Raw genomic sequence first — 20,702 nt, forward strand, 5'->3', positions numbered from 1 at the left:
ATTTTCGGGGGGATATCTGGGTTTCAACCCTAGGGTGTCAGCGACCAGAGGTCAATCGCGTTCGGCTGATCCAAGCCGGTCGCAGGCGTGCGCGTTCTGGTTGTCTCGACACTTGTCAGGTGTCGCCATAGGGTGGCCCCAGACCGAAACTTACAGGGGCGAGGACCGCTGATGTCGATCGAAATACGCACCGCTACAGTTGAAGATCTGGACCAGATTGTGGGCCTGATGATGCTGGACGCCGCAGCGCGCAGCGCGCAAAACCCGGAGTTCTGGGTTGTGGACGCAGAGGCCGAAACCAAAATCCGCAGCACATTGCAGGCGGCGATGGATAACACCAATCCGCCATTTCGCCAGCAGTGGCTGTTGGCGGTTGATGGCCGGGATGTGGTGGGCGTGGCACATTCGATCCTGTTGCCGGTGCCGCCGATCTATGCCGGGGAACACGGCGCGCCGGGATTGATCATGGAAGACAGCTGTGTCGCGGCAAATGCGCCCGCGGGCACTGATCAGGCCTTGCTAGCGGCCGCAGAGGTTGATCTGAGGGCCGCCGGCGCCAAGATCCTGTTGACGACATCCGTTGTTGGCGGCGCTTGGGAGGCCGTGATTGCCGCCAGTGACTATCAGCCGGTGACAAACTACTTTTCCAAAACGGATCTGGTGTCCGCCGACAGCGATGCGGAGATTCGCAAGGCGGGCGAGGCGGATCTGGCCGCGATTGTTGCGTCCAGCGCCGAACACCGACTGATCCTTGAGGCGCTGAACCCGCTTTTCTGGAAACCACATCCAGAGGCAGATGCGCGGTTCGGGTCCTGGATGGCGCGCAGCATGACCTTGCCCGACCGGGATATGTTTGTCGCCGAAGCAGAAGGCATTTTCGAAGGCTACGCCATATCGCAACCCGCCACGCCGCTGCATCTGCCACCGGCCCATGACGCCGGGCGCATCGGGATCATCGACGATTTCCACCACATTGATCTGGATGACCCTGCGACCCTTGTCGACGACGGCCATTCTGCCGCGGCGCTTCTGGCAAGGGCCGAGGCTGCGCGAAAGGACCGCGGCAATGCAGCGATTCTCGTGGTCTGTCCCGCCGCCTGGGATTCCAAGATCGCGCTGTTGCAAGCCGCAGGATACAGCAACGCAATCACTTGGTTCCTCAAGTCATAATCGCCAAAAAACACGCGTTTTGGCGTGAAACGGCGCGGGTTTGTTACGGAACATGCAATAGACACAGAAGTTGGATTTGCACGCGCGCACTTATCGTCTATGAAGTCGGCCAACAATGAAAACAGGCATATGTTTGAAAAATCCGTAACACACCCGCAAGATCCAGTGGACCGCGCCGCGCGTGACTGGATCAAAATCCTTTCGGACTATCGTGAACCCAGCGCCGCGCGCAGTTGGTTCGAACTGGGGGTGACCGTCGGACCCTTTGTTGTCTTGTGGACCTTGGCCTGGTGGTCGCTGGGGGTCAGCTATTGGCTGACCTTGGCGATTTCGGTGGTGAATGCCGCGTTTTTGCTGCGGTTGTTTGCGATCCAACATGATTGCGGCCATGGCGCGTTTTTCAAGAACCGCTCGCTCAGCGATTGGCTGGGGCGGGTGATTGGTGTGCTGACCTTGACGCCTTATGATGTCTGGCGGCGTTCGCATTCCATGCATCACAGCTCGTCCGGCAACCTTGGGCGTCGCGGCATGGGCGATGTGCATACGCTGACAGTGGCGGAATATCGCGCCCTGTCGCCGATGAATCGCCTGTTGTACCGGCTTTACCGGCATCCTGTGGTGCTGTTTGGTCTTGGGCCGGGCTATCTGTTTTTCCTGCAAAACCGTCTGCCGCTGGGGCTGACCGGGCATCTGCAATATTGGGTGTCGGCGATGTGCACCAATGCGGCGATCCTTGGCGCTTTGGGGGTGATTTGGTATTTCGGCGGGCTGATGGCGATCCTGTTGATCTTCCTGCCCTCGACACTTTTGGCGGCAACCGCCGGTGTTTGGTTGTTTTACGTGCAGCATCAATTCGAAACCACCCATTGGGAGGCCGAGGAAGACTGGCAATTGCACGAGGCCGCCCTGCACGGCAGTTCGCATTACGTGATGCCGCCGGTGCTGCAATGGCTGACCGCCAATATCGGCATCCACCACGTGCATCACCTGTATTCCCGAATTCCGTTCTATCGCCTGCCAGCGGTGCTGCGCGATCACATCGAATTGGCGACCGGCAACCGCATGACGATCCGCGAAAGCCTGGCCAATGCGCGGCTGCATCTGTGGGACGAAGACAGCAAACGCCTGCTGTCCTTTGCCCAGGCCAGACCGCTGGTCAAGAACGCAGCCTGATCCATCACGGCAAGTCCTGCTGCGCTGCCTGACCTGTTGGCAGCGTCGCAGGTGGCAGGCCCTGTTTTTCCAGATAGATTCCCTCAGCCAAAACAAAATCGGCGAGCCGCCCAGGCATCGCCGATTTTTTGTTTTTTTCCCTGTCGCATGTGGGTCATCGGGCGAGTCCCCGAAATCATCCGTGAGAAATCATCCGTGATCTGCGACAGGGAAATGGCATGGGGTTCGTCAACAGCGGAGGAAAAACGCGACTTGGCATTGATAGAATAGGTGCCCGCAGTTTGGACATTCAGGACGGCGCGGCAGTTCCAGCCCTGGCGGCTGTCGTCGTCAAATCCCTGGCGCAACGGGTTCCCGGAAGCACCCAAAAGCCCTTGGCGTTTGGGATCAACGATTGTCCCTTTTTCCGTCTAGGCACCTTCGAGATCGACAAAATATCTGCCATTCGCGTCCAGTTCGATCTTGAACCAGTCTTGGTCGTTATGACGCTCGAATACACCTGTGGCTGTGATGGCGTTTGAATATTGATCGGGTATCGGAAACCTTTCTGCCGGAAATGGTATGAAACTGTTGATCGGTTTGAAATTGATCAACCAGCACAGGGGGCAACGTCGTGGAGTCTGGCCGGACCATGGGCCGCAGGGCGCATTGTCGCAAACCGCCGCCATATCCTGTCAGTTTCAGGTCACGACCAGCGCAATGTCGGATCAGATCACGCTCACGACAGGGGGCGAATTTTCAACCGGGTGATGCGGTTGTCCTTGCGTTCTGTGACCTCGAACCGGAACCCGTGGAAGGAAAACACCTGGCCGACGGCGGGAATGATCTGGGCCTCATGGATCACCAGACCGGCCACGGTGTTGGCGGTGTCGTCCGGCAGGTTCCAATCGGTGGCGCGGTTCAGATCCCGGATGGTCATCGCGCCATCGACATGAAAATGGCCGTCATCGCCGCCCAGCACCGAATGTTCGGCGTCGGGGTCGAATTCATCGGTGATTTCACCAACGATCTCTTCCAGAATGTCCTCAAGCGTGATCAGACCTTCGAGCGAGCCGTATTCATCCACCACCAACGCGAAATGGGTGCGCCGCCGCAGGAACTGACGCATTTGGTCATCCAGTGACGTGGTGTCCGGCACGAAATAGGGTTTCATGGCGATCGACGTGATGTCAAAGCCGTTGATCACATCCGCCGGTGCGCCGGTGTTGTCGACCAATTTGTACATCGCGCGCAACAGATCCTTGGCATGGATCACGCCGATGATGTTTTCGGGGTCGTCCTTGTAGATCGGCAACCGCGTGTGACGGCTCTGAAGACATTGGGTCAGGATGTCGCGCGGCGGGGTATCGGCGTCGATCATCTCGATGCCGGAGCGGTGCAACATGATTTCCTCGACCGTGCGCTCCGCCAGATCCAGCGCGCCCAGAATACGGTCGCGGTCTTCCTTTTCCACCACGCCTTCGGAATGGCCAAGGTTCAGCGCCCCGGCGATTTCTTCGCGCACCGCAAGGATATGACTGTCGGGATCGGTCTGAACGCCAAACAGGCTGAGCAGGGCGCGCACCAGCACCCGCACCGCGCTGACCATCGGCGAAAACACCTTTACCACGATCTGAATGGGCCGTGACACCGCGCCAGCGGCGCTTTCGGCGTTGGTGATGGCATAGGTCTTGGGCAGCACCTCGGCGAAAATCAACACCAGCAAGGTCATGATCAGCGTCGCAAGCGCCACGCCACTTTCGCCAAACAACCGGGTGAACAACGCCGTCGCAAGCGAGGTGGCCAGAATATTGACCAGGTTGTTGCCCAACAGGACCGACCCGATCAGCCGTTCGTTGTCTTCGGTGATTTCCAGCGCACGTGTCGCCCCAAGATTGCCCTTGTCCGCCTGGGCGCGCAATTTCCCGCGTGAGGCGGCGGTCAGCGCTGTTTCCGATCCGGAAAAGAAGCCGGATAACACCAGAAGCAAAAGGATAGCGGCGGCGGTGATCCAAAGGGCGGCGTCCATCGACGCGGTTGTGGGTTCCATGGTCCTGTCTTTCAGTTGATCTGGTCAGGTTATGGGGGTGGAACCGCCAGTGATCAAGGGAAGGCAGCGCAAAGCCTGCCGATCTGTTGGGGATTGTTGTGGCCAGTGATTTGAACGGTGGTTTGAACGGTGATTTTAACAGTGATTTGAACGGTGCTGGTGGCGGCCGATCTGTCGTCAAGCAAGGGGGGCATGTGCAGCGGCTGTCAGTCTTTTGCCAGCGGGTGATGTTCCAGCACCAATTCCCGCAACCGTTCTTCCAGCACATGGGTATAGATTTCGGTTGTGGCGACATCGGCATGGCCCAGAAGCGTCTGGATCGCACGCAGATCGGCGCCGTTTTGCAACAGATGCGTGGCAAAGGCATGGCGCAGGGTGTGTGGCGTGACATCAGCGGGATCGAGTTTCGCTGCGACCGCCAAGGTCTTGATCAGATTGAAAAACCAATGTCGGGTCAGATGCCCGGCCTTGCCGCGCGACGGAAACAGAAACGGCGATGCGGGCTTGCCCTTTTGGCGTGCGGCATCTTCGTCGGCGTCGCGGATCGCCAGCCAGGTCACCAGGGTATCACGCGCAGGCGGGGACAGCGGCACCATGCGTTCCTTGCCGCCCTTGCCGCGGACCAGAATCAACCGCGGATCACCGCGCACCGCGGCCACCGGCAGCGACACCAGCTCTGTCACCCGCAATCCGGTCGCGTAAAGCACCTGCATCAAACAGGCGTGCCGCGCGCGGTCCGCTTCGGTCCGGCCATGGGCGGCCGCCGCTTGCAGCAGCGCCTCGACATCGTCAATGCTCAGGGTCTTGGGCAGGCGCTTTTCCTTGCCGGGACCGGCGATCTGGATCGCTGGATTGTCCATGCGCCAGCCTTCCTCAAAGGCAAAGCGATAGATCTGCTTGACCGCCGAGAGCCTGCGCGCCCGCGTCGACCGCGCCAGACCCTGGGCCTCGCAATGCACCAAATAGGCTTCGATATCGCCGCGTGATGCCGTCTCAAACGAAAGATCCCGCGCCGCCATCCAATCCGCCAGATCCCGCAAATCCCGGCCATAGGCCAGCAGCGTGTTGTTGGCCGCGCCCAATTCGGCGGCCTGAGCCTCAAGAAAGGCTGAAATATGTGCGTGATCCATGGATCAGCCCTCAGCCGACAGTAACAGCGCCTGCAATGCCATGCGCCGGGCGGTGTCTTGCAATCCGACATGCCGCAGGGTGGCCAGCGCTTCGGTCAACGAGGTCTCATCGCCAAGATAGCCCTGATAGGCCAAAGACATGGCGCGCAAAATGACTTCGCCCAGTTTGTCCTGGTCCAACAGCGCGACCAGCGAGGCCGGCGGCGGTGTGGTGAAACCATCGGCAATGGCACGGGCGCGCGATGTCGGGGCACTGGCCTCTTGCGGGCGGCCCTGGGCCAAGGCCACGGCAAATTTCTGGTGTAGCCCGAGCGGCGACATCAAGCGGGACAGCAATTCATAGTCCGGCGACAGCAAGGCGACCTGTTGATAGACCGCCATGGCACTGCCGGTGAGCGGCAGATCTGCCAATTGCCGGGCATATGTCTTGGCAAATGCGGTGGCCAGCCCGTTGTCCACCATCATTGGCCAGACCGCCAGAAGCGTCGTGGCCGTCGCCCGCACATCGCCGGCCTGTAGTGCGGTCTCAAAGCTCTGTACTGCCTGAACCCGGTCCCAAACCCCGCCAGAGGCCGAGGCCCGCCCAAGGGTATAAAATGCAAACAGCCGCTGTTCCGCCAGCGCCCCGGCGCGCACCAGACGTTCACCGGCCTCGATCTGGGCCTTCCAACCGCTGTCCCCGGTCAGATCATCCGTGGCAAAGGCGCGGGGAAGTCTTTGGGTTGGCACAGGCTCGCCAATTGCCTCATGCAGGCGGTATTCCAAGGGCGTCAGCCGCTGGGACGGGGGCAGGGCCGGCAGGCCAGAGGCCAGCTCCGGGTCGAGAAAAGCCAGCAAAAGGGAATACCGCGCCGCCGTGATGTCGCCCAGGGCGCGCCCGGTTTCCAATGTGGTCAAAGCCAGATCCCATTGCCCCCCCTGCGCAAGACAATAGACCCGCGTGTCCAGATCCGGCGCCATTCCGGGATCTTCAACCAGCTTTTCACAGGCCGAAACGCCGGGGCCGGACAGCAGCGCCAGATCCAGCACCCGGGCATATAGGTCGCGGTCTTCATCGGCATGGGCCTGCGACAACAGTTCCGCCGCCTGGGCCACGGCCCCCAGCGCGATCAACCGGTCGACCCGCGCCATCAGGAAACGGCCTTCGGATTGGGCGGGCGGCAGGGCCTCGGCCAACAAAAGTGCAAACAGCAGCGATTGCATGGCCGGCTGACCATCGACATTCTGCGCAATCATCAGATCCGACAAGCGGGCGGCATCGCTGCCCTGCCACAGGGATTGCGGAAATCCGGTCACATGGGATGGCAAAAGCCCGACAGCGTCGCTGGTCGCCTCATCCAGCGGCCTGACGGTGATCTCTGGTCGGCGGGCGTCTCTGGTCACCGGCGGCTCGGCGATGGCGGGTTTCGTCGACGGGCCAGCACCGGGGGGGCGCGCCGCATTTGACGGGCGCGCGGCATTTGGCGCGAGCGCCAGATCATCGTCGGCAAGAGATTGCCGATCAAGCCAGTCAATTGCCGACAAAGGGTCCTGTGCGGCCGATGGCGTTGCGGCCATCGCCAGCATCATCGCCCCGCACCAGGCCTGTTTAACCCGCATCGAGTTCCACCGGCCTGCGAATCTCTTGTGCCGGGGGTGAAAAATCGGCCCCGAAAAACGGCCCGATATATGCATAGCCCACAAGGCCAATTCCGGCCAAAATTGCCAGATAAAAGAGATATTTGATCAATCGCCCCATCGCGTGACTGCCTCTGCCTTTGCCAATGTCTTTGCCCAACGCGGCACCGCGACGTCACCGCCCGGTCCGGTGGGTGTGAAGGAACCCGCTTTGCGGGGTGGTTTTTTGTTTCTTATATCTGGCCTTTTGCCCAAGTTCACGTCATTCACGTCCAGGAAACAACATTTTGAATAGGGTTGGCGTTTTTCAGCCCGAAAACGACGAGAATATGCGCTGGCAGGTGAATAAGACCATTGTGATGGTCGGAATGATGGGCGCCGGAAAGACGGCGGTGGGACGGGCGCTTGCGCATCGTCTGGGCGTGCCGTTTCTGGATTCGGACGCAGAGATTGTCGAAGCGGCAAATATGTCGATTGCCGAGATCTTCTCTCGCGATGGCGAGGCGTTTTTCCGCCAGAAGGAAACCCAGGTGATCGGCCGGCTTCTGGGCACGCAACGCTGTGTGCTGTCGACCGGCGGCGGGGCCTTTCTTTCGGGGACCAACCGGGACATGATTTCGGCCAAGGGCGTGGCCGTCTGGCTGGATGCCGATCTGGATGTTCTGTGGCATCGCGTCGGGCACAAAGACACCCGGCCACTGCTGCGCACCGCAGATCCCTATGCAACGCTGAAACATCTTTATGAGCTGCGGGTGCCGGAATACGCCAAGGCCGACATCAAGGTGAAGGCCGAGAAGACTTTTACAATCGATCAAACTGCGGCGCGGGTGCTGGACCAGCTGGAACTGCGCCCCGATGTGTTGGAGAGACAGGAATGACCCAGACTTTTGGTGAAACCGTGCACGTCCCGCTGGGCGATCGGGCTTATGACATTCGCATCGGGGGCGGTCTTTTGGCCCGCGCTGGTGCTGAAATTGCGCCGTTCCTGGCGCGGCCCCGTGTTGCGGTGATCACGGATGAAAACGTCGCGGCGGCGCATCTGGACGGCCTGCGGGCCGGATTGGCATCCGAAGGTATTGAGATGGTGGCCCTGGCCCTGCCTCCGGGCGAAGCGACAAAGGCCTGGCCCCAGTTTTCGCGCGCGGTCGAATGGCTGCTGGAGCAAAAGATCGAACGCCGTGACGTGGTCGTGGCGCTTGGCGGCGGGGTGATCGGCGATCTGGCGGGATTTGCAGCCTCGGTTCTGCGCCGCGGGGTGCGGTTCGTACAGATCCCGACCTCGCTTCTGGCCCAGGTCGACAGCTCGGTTGGCGGCAAAACCGGGATCAATGCCCCGCAGGGCAAGAACCTGATCGGTGCGTTTCATCAGCCGTCTCTGGTACTGGCGGATACCGATGTGCTGAACACGCTGACGCCGCGCGATTTCCTTGCCGGTTATGGCGAGGTGATCAAATACGGCATGCTGGGCGATCTGGCCTTCTTTGAATGGCTAGAGGTCAATGGCCCCAAGATGGCCGCAGGCGACGCCGCAGCCCGCATTCACGCGGTGCGCCGCTCCTGTGAGATGAAGGCCGAGATCGTGGTGCGCGACGAAACCGAACAGGGCGACCGCGCATTGCTGAACCTTGGGCATACCTTCTGTCATGCCTTGGAGGCCGCGACCGGTTATTCCGACCGGTTGCTGCATGGCGAAGGCGTGGCTGTGGGCTGCGCGCTGGCGTTTGAGCTGTCCGCACGGCTCGGCCTGTGCTCGCAAGAAGACCCCAGCCGTGTGCGCGCGCATTTGAAAACCATGGGCATGAAATGCGATCTGGCGGATATTTCCGGCGATCTGCCGGGGGCAGAGGCGCTCTTGGACCTGATGGGACAGGACAAGAAAGTCGTCGACGGCCAATTGCGCTTCATTCTGGCGCGCGGCATTGGCGCGGCATTTGTAACCGCAGAGGTGCCGAGCGCGGTGGTTCTTGACGTTCTTCGCGATGGCTTGGCACAATAACCATCGCAAATGCCTGTGCGTCGGGCAACGTGGGAGCAGGCGTATTTAAGAAGAGAAGAAGCCCGTGCAGGGCGCGATCCATCTGCTTTCTTCTCTTTTTAAAATACGCAAATCCGATAGTTACCACAGGCCGTGAACCTGGCGTTTCTTGCGGGGTTACTTGGCAAAGCGGTCGAGGATCGCGGTTAAATCGCCGTAGCCGGTAAAACGGCGCTCAAAAGCCAGACCCAGCCGATCAGCACAGGCTTGGGCTTTCTCCGTCAGAGCGGGATCATCGGTCTGTGCCTGATAGACCAGCTTTTCATAATTGCCAAAATACATCTCGCGCAGCTCGGGGTGACGATTCAGCCCGAGCGGTTGCCAGACAAAGGCATCAAACTGACGCACCAGAAAATCGGTCAGGTAGAAGGCCGTGAATTCCTCGCGGGCGGCAAACGTCTGATTGCCTTCGAAGAAACTATAGCAATGCGGGCCGGGCACCATTTCGACGCCCATGTCGTCACAGGCCGCGGCCAGCCGGCCACCGGTGCCGCAATCGGCATAGACCACAAACAGCCGGTCATAGGCGTCGCGGTGACGCGCCACCGCCGCCCGCACCGCATCCGTGATCTGATCCGGTGTGTTGTGCAATTTGGCGGGCAGACAGGTCAGGTCAAGGTGGTCCCAGCCGTTGGCGGACTTCAGCGCCAGAATTTCACGCGCCAAAGCCCCGCAGGCAATCAACAGGATGCGGCCCTTGCCCGCGGGGGCGAGGGCCGAATTTGTCAGCCCCGCATCCGTCAGGCCAGCATCCGTCAGCCCGGCATCCTTAGGGCCCACATCCGTCAGGCCCATATCCATCGGGGGCGAGGCCGTGGTCATGGCAGGATCTACCCCGCCAGTTGGTTGTGTTTGCGTGCCACAAAGGATTTGGCGGTTTCGACCGCCACCGCAGCGTCGCGGCAATAGGCATCCGCGCCGATGGCCCGCCCGAATTCTTCGTTCAGCGGGGCGCCACCGACCAGCACGATGTAATCATCGCGAATGCCGGTTTCGACCATCGTGTCGATCACAACCTTCATATAGGGCATCGTGGTGGTCAAAAGCGCCGACATGCCGACGATGTCTGCGCCCTCTGCCTTGGCGGTGTCCAGATAGTTTTCCACCGGGTTGTTGATGCCCAGATCGACCACTTCGAATCCGGCACCTTCCATCATCATGGAAACCAGGTTCTTGCCGATGTCGTGGATGTCGCCCTTGACCGTGCCGATCACCATCTTGCCCATGCGCGGCGCGCCGGTTTCCGCCAAAAGCGGTTTCAGGATCGCCATGCCGCCCTTCATCGCGTTGGCCGCCAGCAGCACCTCGGGAACAAACAGGATGCCGTCGCGGAAATCCTGGCCCACAATCGTCATCCCGCCAACCAGCGCGGTGGTCAACACGTCATAGGGTTGCCAGCCGCGCTCCAGCAGGATGTTGACAGATTCTTCGATTTCTTCACGCAGACCATCGTAGAGATCATCGTGCATCTGCTGCACAAGGTCGTCGTCGTTCAGTTCGGAAAGGATGATGTCGTCGTCTTCGTCAGACATAGCGAAGTTCCCTTTTTTGGGTCTGGCGACCCGGTTGTGACCAGCATTCGCCAAAATGCGCGGGCTTTGATTGCCGGATTGCGACATTGGCGCGAACGCAACCGACCTGTGCCGGTTGGATCTGCGAATCTGGATGGTCGGAATTGCAAATGTTCGTGTTCTGTTCTAGGATGTCGGCATGGATGAATTGCCGCCTGATATCACCTTGCGACAAAGGCCGGGACGGGGGGCGACCCGCAATGAAACCGGTCGATACGAGCGTCATGCCCGGGTTGCGGCGCATGATGGCTGGGAGATCGAGGAAGATCTGCCGTTGGTGCGCACCGAGGTCCGAGAGGAGGTTGCGCGCAGTCTGATCACCTATAACCGCTCGCCCGATTTGCCGTTTGATCGTTCGATCAATCCCTATCGCGGCTGCGAGCATGGCTGTATCTATTGTTTTGCCAGGCCCAGTCACGCCTACCTTGGGCTGTCGCCGGGTTTGGATTTCGAAACCCGATTGGTGGCCCGGCCCAATGCCCCCGAGGTTCTGGCGCGTGAGTTGCGGGCGCGCAAATACCGCGTCGCCCCGATTGCCATCGGCACCAATACCGATCCCTATCAACCGCTGGAGCGTGACCGTGGCATCATGCGCGCCTGTCTTGAGGTGCTTGCGGCGTTCCGTCATCCGGTGGCGATTGTCACCAAGGGCACGTTGGTGGAACGTGACATTGATATTCTGGCGCCGATGGCGGCACAGGGATTGGCGCGGGTCGGGATTTCCGTGACCACGTTGGACCGGGATCTGGCCCGCAAGATGGAGCCGCGCGTGCCAGCCCCCAGCCGCCGGATGGCAACCATCCGTCGATTGACAGAGGCCGGAATTCCCGTGCGGTTGATGGTGTCGCCCGTGGTGCCGGCCTTGACCGACCCCGAGATGGAGAGGATTCTGGACGCAGGCGCGGCGGCGGGGGCCGATGCCGCAAGCTGGATCATGTTGCGCTTGCCGCAGGAGGTGTCGCCGTTGTGGCAGGCCTGGTTGGCCGAACATTACCCGGATCGCGCCGCGCGCGTCATGGCGCGGCTGCGGGAAATGCACGGCGGCAAGGATTATGACGCCCGATGGGGCCATCGGATGCGGGGCGAAGGGCATTATGCCGAAATCATCGCCGCGCGGTTCCGGCGCAAGGCGCGGGCGCTTGGGCTGGATCGCCGGGTGTCCGGGTTGCGATGTGATCTGTTCAAGGTGCCCGCGCAACCGGGGGATCAATTGGACCTGTTCTGACGCGGCTTTGACGACGCAGCACGCCACCCTGCGCCGCCGCGCGAAAGGCAGCGCACAAGGCGGGCAAGGCGCAGAGCCAATCGTCGGGACGGATGTGATCAGGCACGGAAGACATGCCACGGGAATACCCCAATCTTGGTTAAGGAAGGCTTGCGCCTTGGGATCAGCCGCGACGGCGGCGTTTTCGGGCCGGGGCCTTGTCTTCGCCAGAGCCGTCACTGTCCGACGAAAACCCACCGGTTGCAGCGACGATTTGCTCTAGCGTTGGGCGTTTGTCGCCACGCGGGCGGGTTTCCAGCGCCTCGCGCATGGCGCGCAGGTGTTCGGGCAGGGTGCCACAACAGCCCCCAATGATCGTTGCACCGGCGTCACGCGCCATGATCGCATATTCTGCCATCAATTCCGGCGTGCCATCGTAATGGATGTGACCGTCGACATATTTCGGGATGCCGGCGTTGCCCTTGGCGATCACTGGGACTTCCGGGGCTTGGGCTGCAAAGCTGAGGGTTGTGCGCAGAAGATCCGAAGCGCCGGTGCCACAATTGGCGCCAAAGGCCAGCGGGCGATTGGGCAGGCTCTGTACCATTTGCACCATATCGGCGGCTGTCACACCCATCATGGTGCGGCCAGCGGTGTCGAAACTCATGGTGCCACACCATGGCATGTCCGCCAGGGCAAAGGCCTCGGCCGCGGCGCGGTATTCTTCGGGGGCGGAAATCGTCTCGACCCAGAGCACATCTGCGCCCCCGGCTTTCAGTCCCTCGGCCTGTTCGTGGAACATTTCCACCGCGTCCGCATGGGACAGGGTGCCGACAGGTTCCATGATGTCACCGGTCGGCCCAACCGACCCGGCCACCACAACCGGGCGTCCGGCGGCATCGGCCACTTCACGCCCCAGTTCGGCGGCGATGCGGTTCAGTTCAAGAACGCGGTCCTGAGCATTGTGCAGCTTCAACCGCGAAGCATTGCCGCCAAAGGAATTTGTCAGGAAAATATCCGAACCGGCCTCGACCGCACCGCGATAAAGCGCGCGAATCTTGTCGGGTTCGTCCACATTCCACAATTCGGGCGCGTCGCCCGCCGTCAGCCCCATGTTGAACAGGGTGGTGCCGGTGGCGCCATCGGTCAAAAGCCAGTCGCGGCTTTGCAAAAGGGTGCTTAGGGCATTGGTCATGGGGTGATCTTTCCTGTCAGGCATGATTGCGCGGATGCCACAGCGGCTCACATGACGCAAATACATAATTTTCAAGATGATTATGAGGATCGCAGCGGTCAAACAAAAAACGGCCCCTGGAATCCGGGGCCGTTGTAAAACCGATTTGCGGCGAAATCAGAGACCGCTGAGGATCTGGCCTTTGGCTTCGACCAGCATTTCCACCATTTTGGCGCGGATTTCGGCGTCGGTGGCTTTGTCGCCCAGATCTGCGGTCAACTTGCGCACCACATCTTCGATGCCGGCTTCTTCAAAATCCGATTTCACGACTTCCTTGGCATAGGCGTCGGCCTCATCGCCGGATTTGCCCAGAAGACCAGCGGCCCAAAGACCAACCAGCTTGTTGCGGCGCGCTTCGGCGCGGAAGTTCATTTCTTCGTCATGGGCGAATTTGTTTTCGAAAGCGCTTTCGCGATCGTCGAATGTGGTCATGGTCCGTCCTCTGGTGACAATAGGGTTGCCCAAGATATGCCGTTGCGCGCGTCACTTCGCAAGGGGAACGCGGCACCTGCGACAGAGTATACAGTTACATCGGTCTGCTCGCGCGGGCCTGGAACGGCCCCAGGTCACCGGGTTGCCTTGCGACAATCCAGAGCATGGCGTAAGAGAGCCCACGCGCGGCGGGACTCGGCCCAATCCGCGCATTGCAGGAGAGTTCGCGAAATGGCGCGTCGCAAGAAGATTTACGAAGGCAAGGCCAAGATCCTTTATGAAGGCCCGGAACCTGGCACCATCGTGCAGTATTTCAAAGATGACGCCACCGCTTTCAATGCGCAGAAAAAAGACGTGATTGACGGCAAGGGCGTGTTGAACAACCGCCTGAGCGAGTTTTTCATGACCGGCCTGAACGAGGTTGGCGTGCCGACGCATTTTCTCAAGCGTTTGAATATGCGGGAACAACTGGTGAAAGCCTGTGAAATTGTGCCGCTGGAAATCATCGTGCGCAATTATGCGGCTGGATCGTTGTCAAAACGGTTGGGCATCGAAGAAGGCACGCGCCTGCCGCGGCCGATCGTCGAATATTGCTACAAGGATGATGATCTGGGCGATCCGCTGGTCACCGAAGAACATATCGCCGCCTTTGGCTGGGCCAGCCCACAAGATATGGATGACATCCTCAGCCTTGCGTTGCGGGTGAACGATTACCTGTCGGGTTTGATGTATGGTGTCGGCATTCGTCTGGTGGATTTCAAGATCGAGATCGGCCGGATTTTTGACGGTGATTTCCAGCGTCTTATCGTCGCGGATGAAATCAGCCCCGACAGCTGTCGTTTGTGGGACATCGAATCCGGCAAGAAGCTAGACAAGGATGTGTTCCGTCAGGATCTGGGATCGTTGACCGATGCCTATACCGAGGTCGCAACACGTTTGGGCGTCATGCCCCGCAATGCGACGCCGATGGAAAAACCGAAACTTATCAACTGATTGCGCCCGTGTCTTCGGGTGGAATTGCGTATTTGACAAGAGAAGAAGCCCGCCAGCCTGGCTGCGGGATGTGACAGAGGAACGGTGCGGATGAAAGCGCGTGTGCATGTGATGCTGAAGAATGGTGTGCTGGACCCCCAGGGCGAAGCGGTGCGCCATGCGCTTGGGGCGCTTGGGTTTGATGGGGTGAATGGCGTGCGTCAGGGCAAGGTGATTGACCTTGATCTGGCCGACGGCACCACAGAAGCCCAGGTCGCCGAGATGTGTGAAAAACTTTTGGCGAATACCGTGATCGAAAGCTATCGGATCGAATTGGGCTAAGCCCACCCTGCGGGGTTTGCGGATAAGGAATGTCGTCATGAAAGCTGCCGTACTGGTCTTTCCGGGGTCGAATTGTGATCGCGACATGGCTGTCGGGTTCGAACGGGCCGGGTTCGATGTCTCGATGGTCTGGCACAAGGATCATAGCCTGCCGGAAGGTGTGGATATTGTCGGGGTGCCGGGCGGGTTTTCCTATGGCGATTATCTGCGCTGTGGGGCGATTGCCGCAAATTCGCCGATTTGCCGTGAGCTGAAGACCCATGCCGAGGCCGGTGGCTATGTCATCGGGGTATGCAACGGGTTTCAGGTTCTGACCGAAACCGGGTTGTTGCCGGGCGCCTTGCTGCGCAATGCCGGGTTGAAATACATCTGTCGCACTGTGCCGCTGGTGGTTGCGACCGAGGATAGCGTATTCACCCAAGGCTATGAAAAAGGTGCGGAAATTCAGATTCCCATCGCCCACCATGATGGCAATTATTATGCGGATGCGGCCACCCTGGATGCGCTTGAAGGCGACGATCGGGTTGCGTTTCGCTATGGCGACAATCCCAATGGCTCGGCACGTGATATCGCCGGTGTCCTGTCGGAAAACCGCCGGGTGCTGGGCATGATGCCCCATCCTGAGCGCGCCGCAGAACCGGCCCATGGCAATTCCGACGGCAAGGCGATGTTTGATGCGTTGACCGCCGCACTTGGGCAAGTAACCGCCTGAGATCACATCACTGCCGCTTGAGCGCGCCGCGTCTGCGGCGTAGACTCTGGCGCATGAAACGCAAATCACGCAAGTTGTTGGGCCCCCGCGAGGGGCTGTTACGCCGCAGCGGGCCGCTGTCGTGGCGGGTGCGGCTGGCGCTTGTGGTGTTGTTGTTGCTGGCGGTGACCACCGTCTGGTTCACCAATCGGCTGCTGACCGACCGTTTCACCGAAACCACCCGCAACCGGGCAGAGCTGCGCCTGGCGCTTTATTCCGGCAATGTGCTGTCCGAACTGCGGCGCAATTCGATTGTGCCCCAGCTTCTGGCGCGTGACCCGGCCCTGATCGGTGCGTTGAATTCGGCGGATTATTCCCAGTCTACCCAACGGCTTATTTCATTCGTGGATGAGATCGGCGCCGCGTCTCTGGTGCTTCTCGATGGGGATGGCCGCGCAGTGGCGGCCACCGACCGCAACATTCTGGGCTCGACCCACCGGCAAGAGGCCTATTTCGTCAGCGCGTTGCGATCCAATGCGACGGTGTTTTCCTCGATCCAGCGCGAGGCGGGGGGATTCAGGTTTGTGTATTCCCGCCGGATTGAAAGCAACGGCGGCCTGGTCGGGGTGATTGTTGTTGAGGTCGACTTGCAGAAATTCGAACGCGCCTGGGCAGGAATTTCCGATGCGATCCTGATTTCCGACAGCGAAGGCATCATTGTGCTGGCCACAGAGCCGCGCTGGCGTGGTCTGTCGGAACAGGTGGCGCTGCAACGTGAACCGGCGGACAGCGCCATTGAACGGGCGATCCGCGCGACATCGGATTGGACCGCGGTGCCGGCGGATGCCTATCTAAAGGGCGAGGCCGTATTGCGGATGGAGGGGCGGATACCGTTCCGTGGCTGGCGGATCGCGTCGTTCACGCCCTACACATCGGTGCGCGAAAAGGTGAACACCGTGCTGGCGATGGAAATCATGGGCTTTGCCATGTTGCTGGCGCTGACCTTCTATTTCCTCAGCCGGAAAACCGCGCTGCGTATGGCATTGTTTCAACGGGAATCGGTGGAGCTGCGCAAATTGAACCTGCGGCTTCAGCGTGAGATCGCCGAACGCGAACGGGTGCAGAAAACCCTGGCGGTGGCGGAACAGACCCTGGCGCAAAGTTCGAAACTGGCGGCGCTGGGGGAAATGTCCGCCGCTGTCAGCCATGAGCTGAACCAGCCGCTGGCGGCGATGAAAACCTATCTTGCCGGTGCGCGCCTGTTGATCAACCGCAATCGCCCGGACGAGGCGCTTTCGTCTTTTGCCCGCGTCGATGATCTTCTCGACCGGATGGGCGCGATCACCCGGCAATTGAAAAGCTATGCCCGCAAGGGCGGCGAGGTGCTCAGCCCGGTTGATATGGGCGACAGCCTTGCCTCGGCACTTGCGATGATGGAGCCGCAGTTGAAGCAGCGGCATGTGGATTTGACCCGTGTCCTGCCGCCACAGCCCGTGCGGGTGATGGCGGATCGGGTGCGGGTGGAACAGGTCATGGTGAACCTGTTGCGCAATGCGTTGGATGCCACCAAGGGCATGCGTGATCCACAGCTTGAGGTGATCCTTTCGGGGGGGGAAACCGCGACCCTGACCGTACGCGACAACGGCCACGGGATTGACGATCTCGATGCGCTGTTCGAACCGTTCTATACCACAAAACAACCGGGCGAGGGGGTGGGCCTTGGGCTTGCGATCTCTTCCGGGATTGTCAGTGACCTGGGTGGGCGGTTAACCGCCCGAAACGGCGAAGAAGTCGGCGCCGTATTTGAAATGCAGTTGCCGATCCTAAATGACACTGCAGACGCAGAAGCCGCAGAGTGAAATTTTTTGAAATTGTGAGGGCATCATGGCCAAGTTGATGAAAATCGCCATCGTCGATGACGAACAGGACATGCGCCAATCCATAGGTCAATGGTTGGCCCTGTCAGGGTATGACACAGAAACATTTGCCAGCGCCGAAGACGCGCTGAAATCACTGACGCCGGATTATCCCGGGATTGTGATCACCGATATTCGCATGCCCGGCATGGACGGGATGCAATTCCTGAAACGGCTGATGGGCACCGACAGCGCGTTGCCGGTCATCATGATCACCGGCCACGGGGATGTGCCCATGGCGGTCGAGGCCATGCGCCTGGGGGCGTTTGATTTTCTGGAAAAACCATTCAACCCGGACAAGATGAGCCAGCTGGCCAAAAAGGCGGTCAACATGCGCCGGCTGACGTTGGACAACCGGCTGTTGCGGCGTGAATTGTCGGACGGCGGCCAGCTGATGAAAAAGCTGATCGGTGCCAGCCCGGTGATGGAACGTCTGCGCGAGGATATTCTGGATCTGGGGCAGGCCGATGGGCATGTCCTGATCGACGGCGAAACCGGCACCGGCAAGACCCTGGTCGCACATGCCCTGCATGCGGTGGGCAGCCGTGCGGGCAAGAAATTCGTGCTGGTCAGCTGTGCCGCCCTCGAAGAAGAGGCGCTGGCGCGGCGGTTGTTCGGCCCGGTGCAACCGGACGAGGCCCGTCTTCCTGCCGTCGAAGAGGCGCGTGGCGGCACATTGGTGCTGGAGGATGTCGAGGCGCTGAGCGAGGCGAACCAAGCCAGATTGCTGAGCTTTATCAATGAACAGGGCACGCCGGCCGAAACCCGGTTTGTTGCTATTTCCAACATGCAGGAACAGGACAAGACCACCGAAGATGTGTTGAAGCCCAACCTGTTTTATCGTCTTGCTGCCCTGCGCATCACGGTGCCACCGCTGCGCCAGCGCGGCGAGGATATTCTGACGCTGTTCACCCGGCTGAGTGAACAATTTGCCGATGAATATGGCTGCGAAACGCCCGAAGTTTCGGCACAAGAGGCCGCGCAATTGCTACAGGCCCCCTGGCCGGGCAACGTGCGCCAGCTGATCAATGTGGCCGAACGGGCGGTGCTGCAATCGCGGCGCGGGTCGGGCACCATTGCCTCGCTCTTGATGAATGATCATGAGGAAATGCAACCGGTGATGACCACCGAGGGCAAGCCGTTGAAGGAATATGTCGAGGCGTTTGAACGCATGTTGATCGACAACACCATGCGCCGCCACAAAGGCTCTATCGCTTCGGTGATGGATGAACTCTGCCTGCCGCGCCGCACCTTGAACGAGAAAATGGCCAAATACGGGCTTTCGCGGTCGGATTACCTTGGCTGACAAAGCATCGCACCGGGGGTCATGACGGCTTGAGCCTCGGTGCGGTTTCTGCCAACAGCAAGCGCAATGCGCATTCGGTTTGATACTGGCCCCAAGCATGAGACGGCCAAAGGTTCGGTGGTGTTCGACCGGCCTTCAGAGGTGATTGTCGCGCATACGGCAAGTGACGTGCCGGCCGCATTGGCGGCCATGACGGCGGCACAGGCCGCCGGGCGCTGGCTGGCAGGATTTGCAAGTTACGAACTGGGCTATGCGCTAGAGCCCCGGTTGGCGGCGCTGATGCCGGAAAACCGCCGGATGCCGTTGCTGATGTTTGGCTGCTTTGACGGGCCAACGCCCGCGCCGGACCTGCACAGTGGCGGTGGCGCGGATCTGGGGGTGTTCCACCCGAACTGGGATCTGGCGCGCTATCGAACGGCCTTTGACCGGGTGCATGATTTTATCGCGGCTGGCGATATCTATCAGGCCAATCTGACGATGCCGATGCGGGCAAGGGTGACCGGCAGCGCCGGGGCGCTTTATGCCCTGTTGGCCCACCGCCAGCCCGTGTCTTACGGTGCGCTGCTTGAAATTGACGGTCTGCCCGCCGTCCTGTCGCGCTCGCCAGAATTGTTCTTTCGCTGTGATGCCTCGGGACGCATCGCCACCCGCCCGATGAAGGGCACCGCCCCACGCGGGCTTTGTGCCGAAACCGATGCCATCTATCGCGATGGGCTGGCGCGGGATGAAAAGAACCTGGCCGAAAATCTGATGATTGTCGATCTCTTGCGCAATGACCTGTCGCGGCTGGCGCGGCCCGGCACAGTCAAAGTGCCGGAATTGTTCAAGATCGAAACCTACGCCACCCTCCATCAGATGGTCAGCCAGATCGAAGCGGAATTGCGTCCGGGCATCGGATTGCCAGAGATCCTGCGGGCCTTGTTTCCCTGTGGGTCGATCACCGGCGCGCCCAAGATCCGGGCGATGGAGATCATCCGAAGCCTCGAAGACACCCCACGCGAGGTCTATTGCGGCACCATCGGTTGGGCCGCGCCGGACGGGCGGGCGGAATTCAATGTGGCGATCCGCACGCTTCTGGTCGAACATGGCGAAGCGGTGCTGAACGTTGGCGGCGGCCTTGTCTGGGACAGCACCGCCGCATCGGAATATGAGGAGGCTCTGTGGAAAAGCCGTTTCGCGACATCCCTGACGGAACCCGCCTGATCGAAACCATGCTGTGGCGGCCCGGAACCGGCGTCGCCCTTGCACGGCGGCACCGCGACCGGCTCTGCCTGTCGACGCGGCGGTTGGGGTTTGGTTTTGATCCTGCCGGGTTTGATGCGACACTGGCCGGTGTGGTCGGGGACGCGCCGCAGCGCCTGCGGCTGACCTCCGACCGGGCAGGGCGGCTGGAGCTGACATCGCATCCCGTGCCTGCACCCGCAGACCGCTGGCGGGTGGCAATTGCCCCGGCGCGATTGAACAGCGACAATGCCTGGCTGCGGGTGAAATCCACACAACGCCAGCTTTATAACCAAACCCGCGCCGCATTGCCCAAAGGCATCGACGAGGCGGTTTTCCTGAACGACCGGGGATTTGCCTGCGAGGGGACGATCACCAATCTGATGATCGCCCGCGACGGTGGTTGGATCACCCCGCCGCTGTCCGATGGCGTTTTGCCCGGCGTGATGCGCGCCGAGCTTTTGGCACGTGGTGAAATGCGCGTTGCTGCCATCACCGAAGCGGATCTGCGGGCGGCCCCCCGTATCCGGCTCTGCAACGCGCTGCGCGGGGTGATCGAGGTCGCCGAACTGGCCCCCTGGACGGTCTGAACCTTCTTCTGTTCAAAAATATCCCGGGGGAGTCCGGCACAGCCGGGCGGGGGCAGCGCCCCCATCTGG

Annotated in this window: 21 protein-coding genes; 14 read left to right on the plus strand and 7 right to left on the minus strand. The window is 60.6% G+C overall.

Going from position 1 to position 20,702, the window contains the following annotated elements:
- The first annotated feature begins 171 nt into the window (after nt 1-171).
- The 4 genes from Q4577_RS05535 (at nt 172) to Q4577_RS05550 (ending at nt 3,093) form a co-directional block, all read left to right on the plus strand.
- Nucleotides 172-1,170, plus strand: a complete 999-nt coding sequence (locus Q4577_RS05535; RefSeq protein WP_303469852.1) for a hypothetical protein — start codon at nt 172-174, stop codon at nt 1,168-1,170.
- 129 nt (nt 1,171-1,299) lie between these two features.
- On the plus strand, nt 1,300-2,343 hold the full coding sequence (locus Q4577_RS05540) for a fatty acid desaturase (RefSeq protein WP_244687087.1): 1,044 nt from the start codon (nt 1,300-1,302) through the stop codon (nt 2,341-2,343).
- Between the two features lie 218 nt (nt 2,344-2,561).
- On the plus strand, nt 2,562-2,864 hold the full coding sequence (locus Q4577_RS05545) for a hypothetical protein (RefSeq protein ID WP_303469850.1): 303 nt from the start codon (nt 2,562-2,564) through the stop codon (nt 2,862-2,864).
- 40 nt (nt 2,865-2,904) lie between these two features.
- Nucleotides 2,905-3,093 (plus strand): hypothetical protein, encoded by a 189-nt coding sequence (locus tag Q4577_RS05550; protein ID WP_303469848.1) that lies wholly within the window; start codon nt 2,905-2,907, stop codon nt 3,091-3,093.
- Here Q4577_RS05550 and Q4577_RS05555 read toward each other — a convergent pair.
- From Q4577_RS05555 to Q4577_RS05565, 3 genes are all read right to left on the minus strand, one after another.
- Nucleotides 3,062-4,372 carry an HlyC/CorC family transporter gene (locus Q4577_RS05555; protein WP_244687083.1) on the minus strand — a complete coding sequence of 437 codons (1,311 nt, stop codon included), beginning with the start codon at nt 4,370-4,372 and terminating at the stop codon, nt 3,062-3,064. The genes Q4577_RS05550 and Q4577_RS05555 overlap by 32 nt on opposite strands.
- 206 nt (nt 4,373-4,578) lie before the next feature.
- Nucleotides 4,579-5,502 (minus strand): site-specific tyrosine recombinase XerD, encoded by a 924-nt coding sequence (locus Q4577_RS05560; protein WP_244687080.1) that lies wholly within the window; start codon nt 5,500-5,502, stop codon nt 4,579-4,581.
- 3 nt (nt 5,503-5,505) lie between these two features.
- Nucleotides 5,506-7,101, minus strand: a complete 1,596-nt coding sequence (locus Q4577_RS05565; protein ID WP_303469847.1) for a hypothetical protein — start codon at nt 7,099-7,101, stop codon at nt 5,506-5,508.
- 305 nt (nt 7,102-7,406) lie between these two features.
- Between Q4577_RS05565 and Q4577_RS05570 the strand changes: the two genes are divergently transcribed.
- Entirely contained in the window at nt 7,407-7,997 is a 591-nt protein-coding gene (locus tag Q4577_RS05570) for a shikimate kinase (protein ID WP_303469846.1), read from the plus strand.
- A complete protein-coding gene (aroB, locus tag Q4577_RS05575; protein ID WP_303469845.1) occupies nt 7,994-9,115 on the plus strand; it encodes a 3-dehydroquinate synthase in 1,122 nt (373 codons plus the stop codon). The genes Q4577_RS05570 and aroB overlap by 4 nt, the downstream gene beginning before the upstream one ends.
- Before the next feature lie 156 nt (nt 9,116-9,271).
- Here the strand turns inward: aroB and Q4577_RS05580 are convergent, their stop codons facing one another.
- Together Q4577_RS05580 and Q4577_RS05585 are read right to left on the minus strand one after the other, a co-directional pair.
- Complete coding sequence (locus tag Q4577_RS05580; protein ID WP_303469877.1) at nt 9,272-9,949, minus strand: DUF1638 domain-containing protein; 678 nt, start codon at nt 9,947-9,949, stop codon at nt 9,272-9,274.
- A 35-nt stretch (nt 9,950-9,984) separates the two neighbouring features.
- Entirely contained in the window at nt 9,985-10,686 is a 702-nt protein-coding gene (locus tag Q4577_RS05585) for a B12-binding domain-containing protein (RefSeq protein WP_303469844.1), read from the minus strand.
- Nucleotides 10,687-10,864: 178 nt separating this feature from the next.
- Between Q4577_RS05585 and Q4577_RS05590 the strand changes: the two genes are divergently transcribed.
- Nucleotides 10,865-11,950: a PA0069 family radical SAM protein gene (locus tag Q4577_RS05590; protein ID WP_303469843.1), complete on the plus strand. Its 1,086-nt coding sequence runs from the start codon at nt 10,865-10,867 to the stop codon at nt 11,948-11,950.
- A 163-nt stretch (nt 11,951-12,113) separates the two neighbouring features.
- Here Q4577_RS05590 and bmt read toward each other — a convergent pair whose 3' ends face one another.
- Both bmt and Q4577_RS05600 read right to left on the minus strand, forming a co-directional pair.
- Complete coding sequence (gene bmt / locus Q4577_RS05595) at nt 12,114-13,124, minus strand: betaine--homocysteine S-methyltransferase (protein WP_244687065.1); 1,011 nt, start codon at nt 13,122-13,124, stop codon at nt 12,114-12,116.
- Between the two features lie 156 nt (nt 13,125-13,280).
- Nucleotides 13,281-13,595, minus strand: coding sequence for a DUF1476 domain-containing protein (locus tag Q4577_RS05600; RefSeq protein ID WP_244687062.1), 315 nt, complete (start codon nt 13,593-13,595; stop codon nt 13,281-13,283).
- Nucleotides 13,596-13,826: 231 nt separating this feature from the next.
- On the opposite strand from Q4577_RS05600, the gene purC reads away from it, so the two are divergent.
- The 7 genes from purC to Q4577_RS05635 all read left to right on the plus strand — a co-directional run bounded on the left by purC (nt 13,827) and on the right by Q4577_RS05635 (nt 20,633).
- Nucleotides 13,827-14,588: a phosphoribosylaminoimidazolesuccinocarboxamide synthase gene (purC, locus tag Q4577_RS05605; protein ID WP_244687060.1), complete on the plus strand. Its 762-nt coding sequence runs from the start codon at nt 13,827-13,829 to the stop codon at nt 14,586-14,588.
- Nucleotides 14,589-14,678: 90 nt separating this feature from the next.
- A complete protein-coding gene (gene purS / locus Q4577_RS05610) occupies nt 14,679-14,909 on the plus strand; it encodes a phosphoribosylformylglycinamidine synthase subunit PurS (protein ID WP_244687057.1) in 231 nt (76 codons plus the stop codon).
- A gap of 37 nt (nt 14,910-14,946) precedes the next feature.
- Nucleotides 14,947-15,621, plus strand: coding sequence for a phosphoribosylformylglycinamidine synthase subunit PurQ (gene purQ, locus Q4577_RS05615; protein ID WP_303469842.1), 675 nt, complete (start codon nt 14,947-14,949; stop codon nt 15,619-15,621).
- Nucleotides 15,622-15,674: 53 nt separating this feature from the next.
- Nucleotides 15,675-17,459 carry an ATP-binding protein gene (locus Q4577_RS05620; protein ID WP_303469841.1) on the plus strand — a complete coding sequence of 595 codons (1,785 nt, stop codon included), beginning with the start codon at nt 15,675-15,677 and terminating at the stop codon, nt 17,457-17,459.
- 25 nt (nt 17,460-17,484) lie between these two features.
- Nucleotides 17,485-18,822, plus strand: coding sequence for a sigma-54 dependent transcriptional regulator (locus Q4577_RS05625; protein ID WP_303469839.1), 1,338 nt, complete (start codon nt 17,485-17,487; stop codon nt 18,820-18,822).
- Nucleotides 18,823-18,888: 66 nt separating this feature from the next.
- Nucleotides 18,889-20,025 (plus strand): aminodeoxychorismate synthase component I, encoded by a 1,137-nt coding sequence (locus Q4577_RS05630; RefSeq protein ID WP_303469837.1) that lies wholly within the window; start codon nt 18,889-18,891, stop codon nt 20,023-20,025.
- Complete coding sequence (locus Q4577_RS05635; RefSeq protein ID WP_303469835.1) at nt 19,983-20,633, plus strand: aminotransferase class IV; 651 nt, start codon at nt 19,983-19,985, stop codon at nt 20,631-20,633. Before Q4577_RS05630 ends, Q4577_RS05635 begins: the two co-directional genes overlap by 43 nt.
- Nucleotides 20,634-20,702: the final 69 nt, after the last annotated feature.

Origin of the sequence: Marinovum sp. 2_MG-2023 (assembly GCF_030548265.1) — a bacterium.
Taxonomy (GTDB): Bacteria; Pseudomonadota; Alphaproteobacteria; order Rhodobacterales; family Rhodobacteraceae; genus Marinovum.

Coding starts and splice junctions, on each gene's coding strand:
- Q4577_RS05590 (WP_303469843.1), top strand. CDS start 10,865: ATGGATGAATTGCCGCCTGATATCACCTTGCGACAAAGGCCGGGACGG.
- purQ (WP_303469842.1), top strand. CDS start 14,947: ATGAAAGCTGCCGTACTGGTCTTTCCGGGGTCGAATTGTGATCGCGAC.
- Q4577_RS05580 (WP_303469877.1), bottom strand. CDS start 9,949: ATGGGCCTGACGGATGTGGGCCCTAAGGATGCCGGGCTGACGGATGCT.
- Q4577_RS05560 (WP_244687080.1), bottom strand. CDS start 5,502: ATGGATCACGCACATATTTCAGCCTTTCTTGAGGCTCAGGCCGCCGAA.
- Q4577_RS05550 (WP_303469848.1), top strand. CDS start 2,905: ATGAAACTGTTGATCGGTTTGAAATTGATCAACCAGCACAGGGGGCAA.
- Q4577_RS05535 (WP_303469852.1), top strand. CDS start 172: ATGTCGATCGAAATACGCACCGCTACAGTTGAAGATCTGGACCAGATT.
- Q4577_RS05620 (WP_303469841.1), top strand. CDS start 15,675: ATGAAACGCAAATCACGCAAGTTGTTGGGCCCCCGCGAGGGGCTGTTA.
- Q4577_RS05625 (WP_303469839.1), top strand. CDS start 17,485: ATGGCCAAGTTGATGAAAATCGCCATCGTCGATGACGAACAGGACATG.
- Q4577_RS05545 (WP_303469850.1), top strand. CDS start 2,562: ATGGGGTTCGTCAACAGCGGAGGAAAAACGCGACTTGGCATTGATAGA.
- Q4577_RS05540 (WP_244687087.1), top strand. CDS start 1,300: ATGTTTGAAAAATCCGTAACACACCCGCAAGATCCAGTGGACCGCGCC.
- Q4577_RS05600 (WP_244687062.1), bottom strand. CDS start 13,595: ATGACCACATTCGACGATCGCGAAAGCGCTTTCGAAAACAAATTCGCC.
- Q4577_RS05585 (WP_303469844.1), bottom strand. CDS start 10,686: ATGTCTGACGAAGACGACGACATCATCCTTTCCGAACTGAACGACGAC.
- aroB (WP_303469845.1), top strand. CDS start 7,994: ATGACCCAGACTTTTGGTGAAACCGTGCACGTCCCGCTGGGCGATCGG.
- Q4577_RS05630 (WP_303469837.1), top strand. CDS start 18,889: ATGCGCATTCGGTTTGATACTGGCCCCAAGCATGAGACGGCCAAAGGT.
- Q4577_RS05565 (WP_303469847.1), bottom strand. CDS start 7,101: ATGCGGGTTAAACAGGCCTGGTGCGGGGCGATGATGCTGGCGATGGCC.
- bmt (WP_244687065.1), bottom strand. CDS start 13,124: ATGACCAATGCCCTAAGCACCCTTTTGCAAAGCCGCGACTGGCTTTTG.
- Q4577_RS05555 (WP_244687083.1), bottom strand. CDS start 4,372: ATGGAACCCACAACCGCGTCGATGGACGCCGCCCTTTGGATCACCGCC.
- purS (WP_244687057.1), top strand. CDS start 14,679: ATGAAAGCGCGTGTGCATGTGATGCTGAAGAATGGTGTGCTGGACCCC.
- purC (WP_244687060.1), top strand. CDS start 13,827: ATGGCGCGTCGCAAGAAGATTTACGAAGGCAAGGCCAAGATCCTTTAT.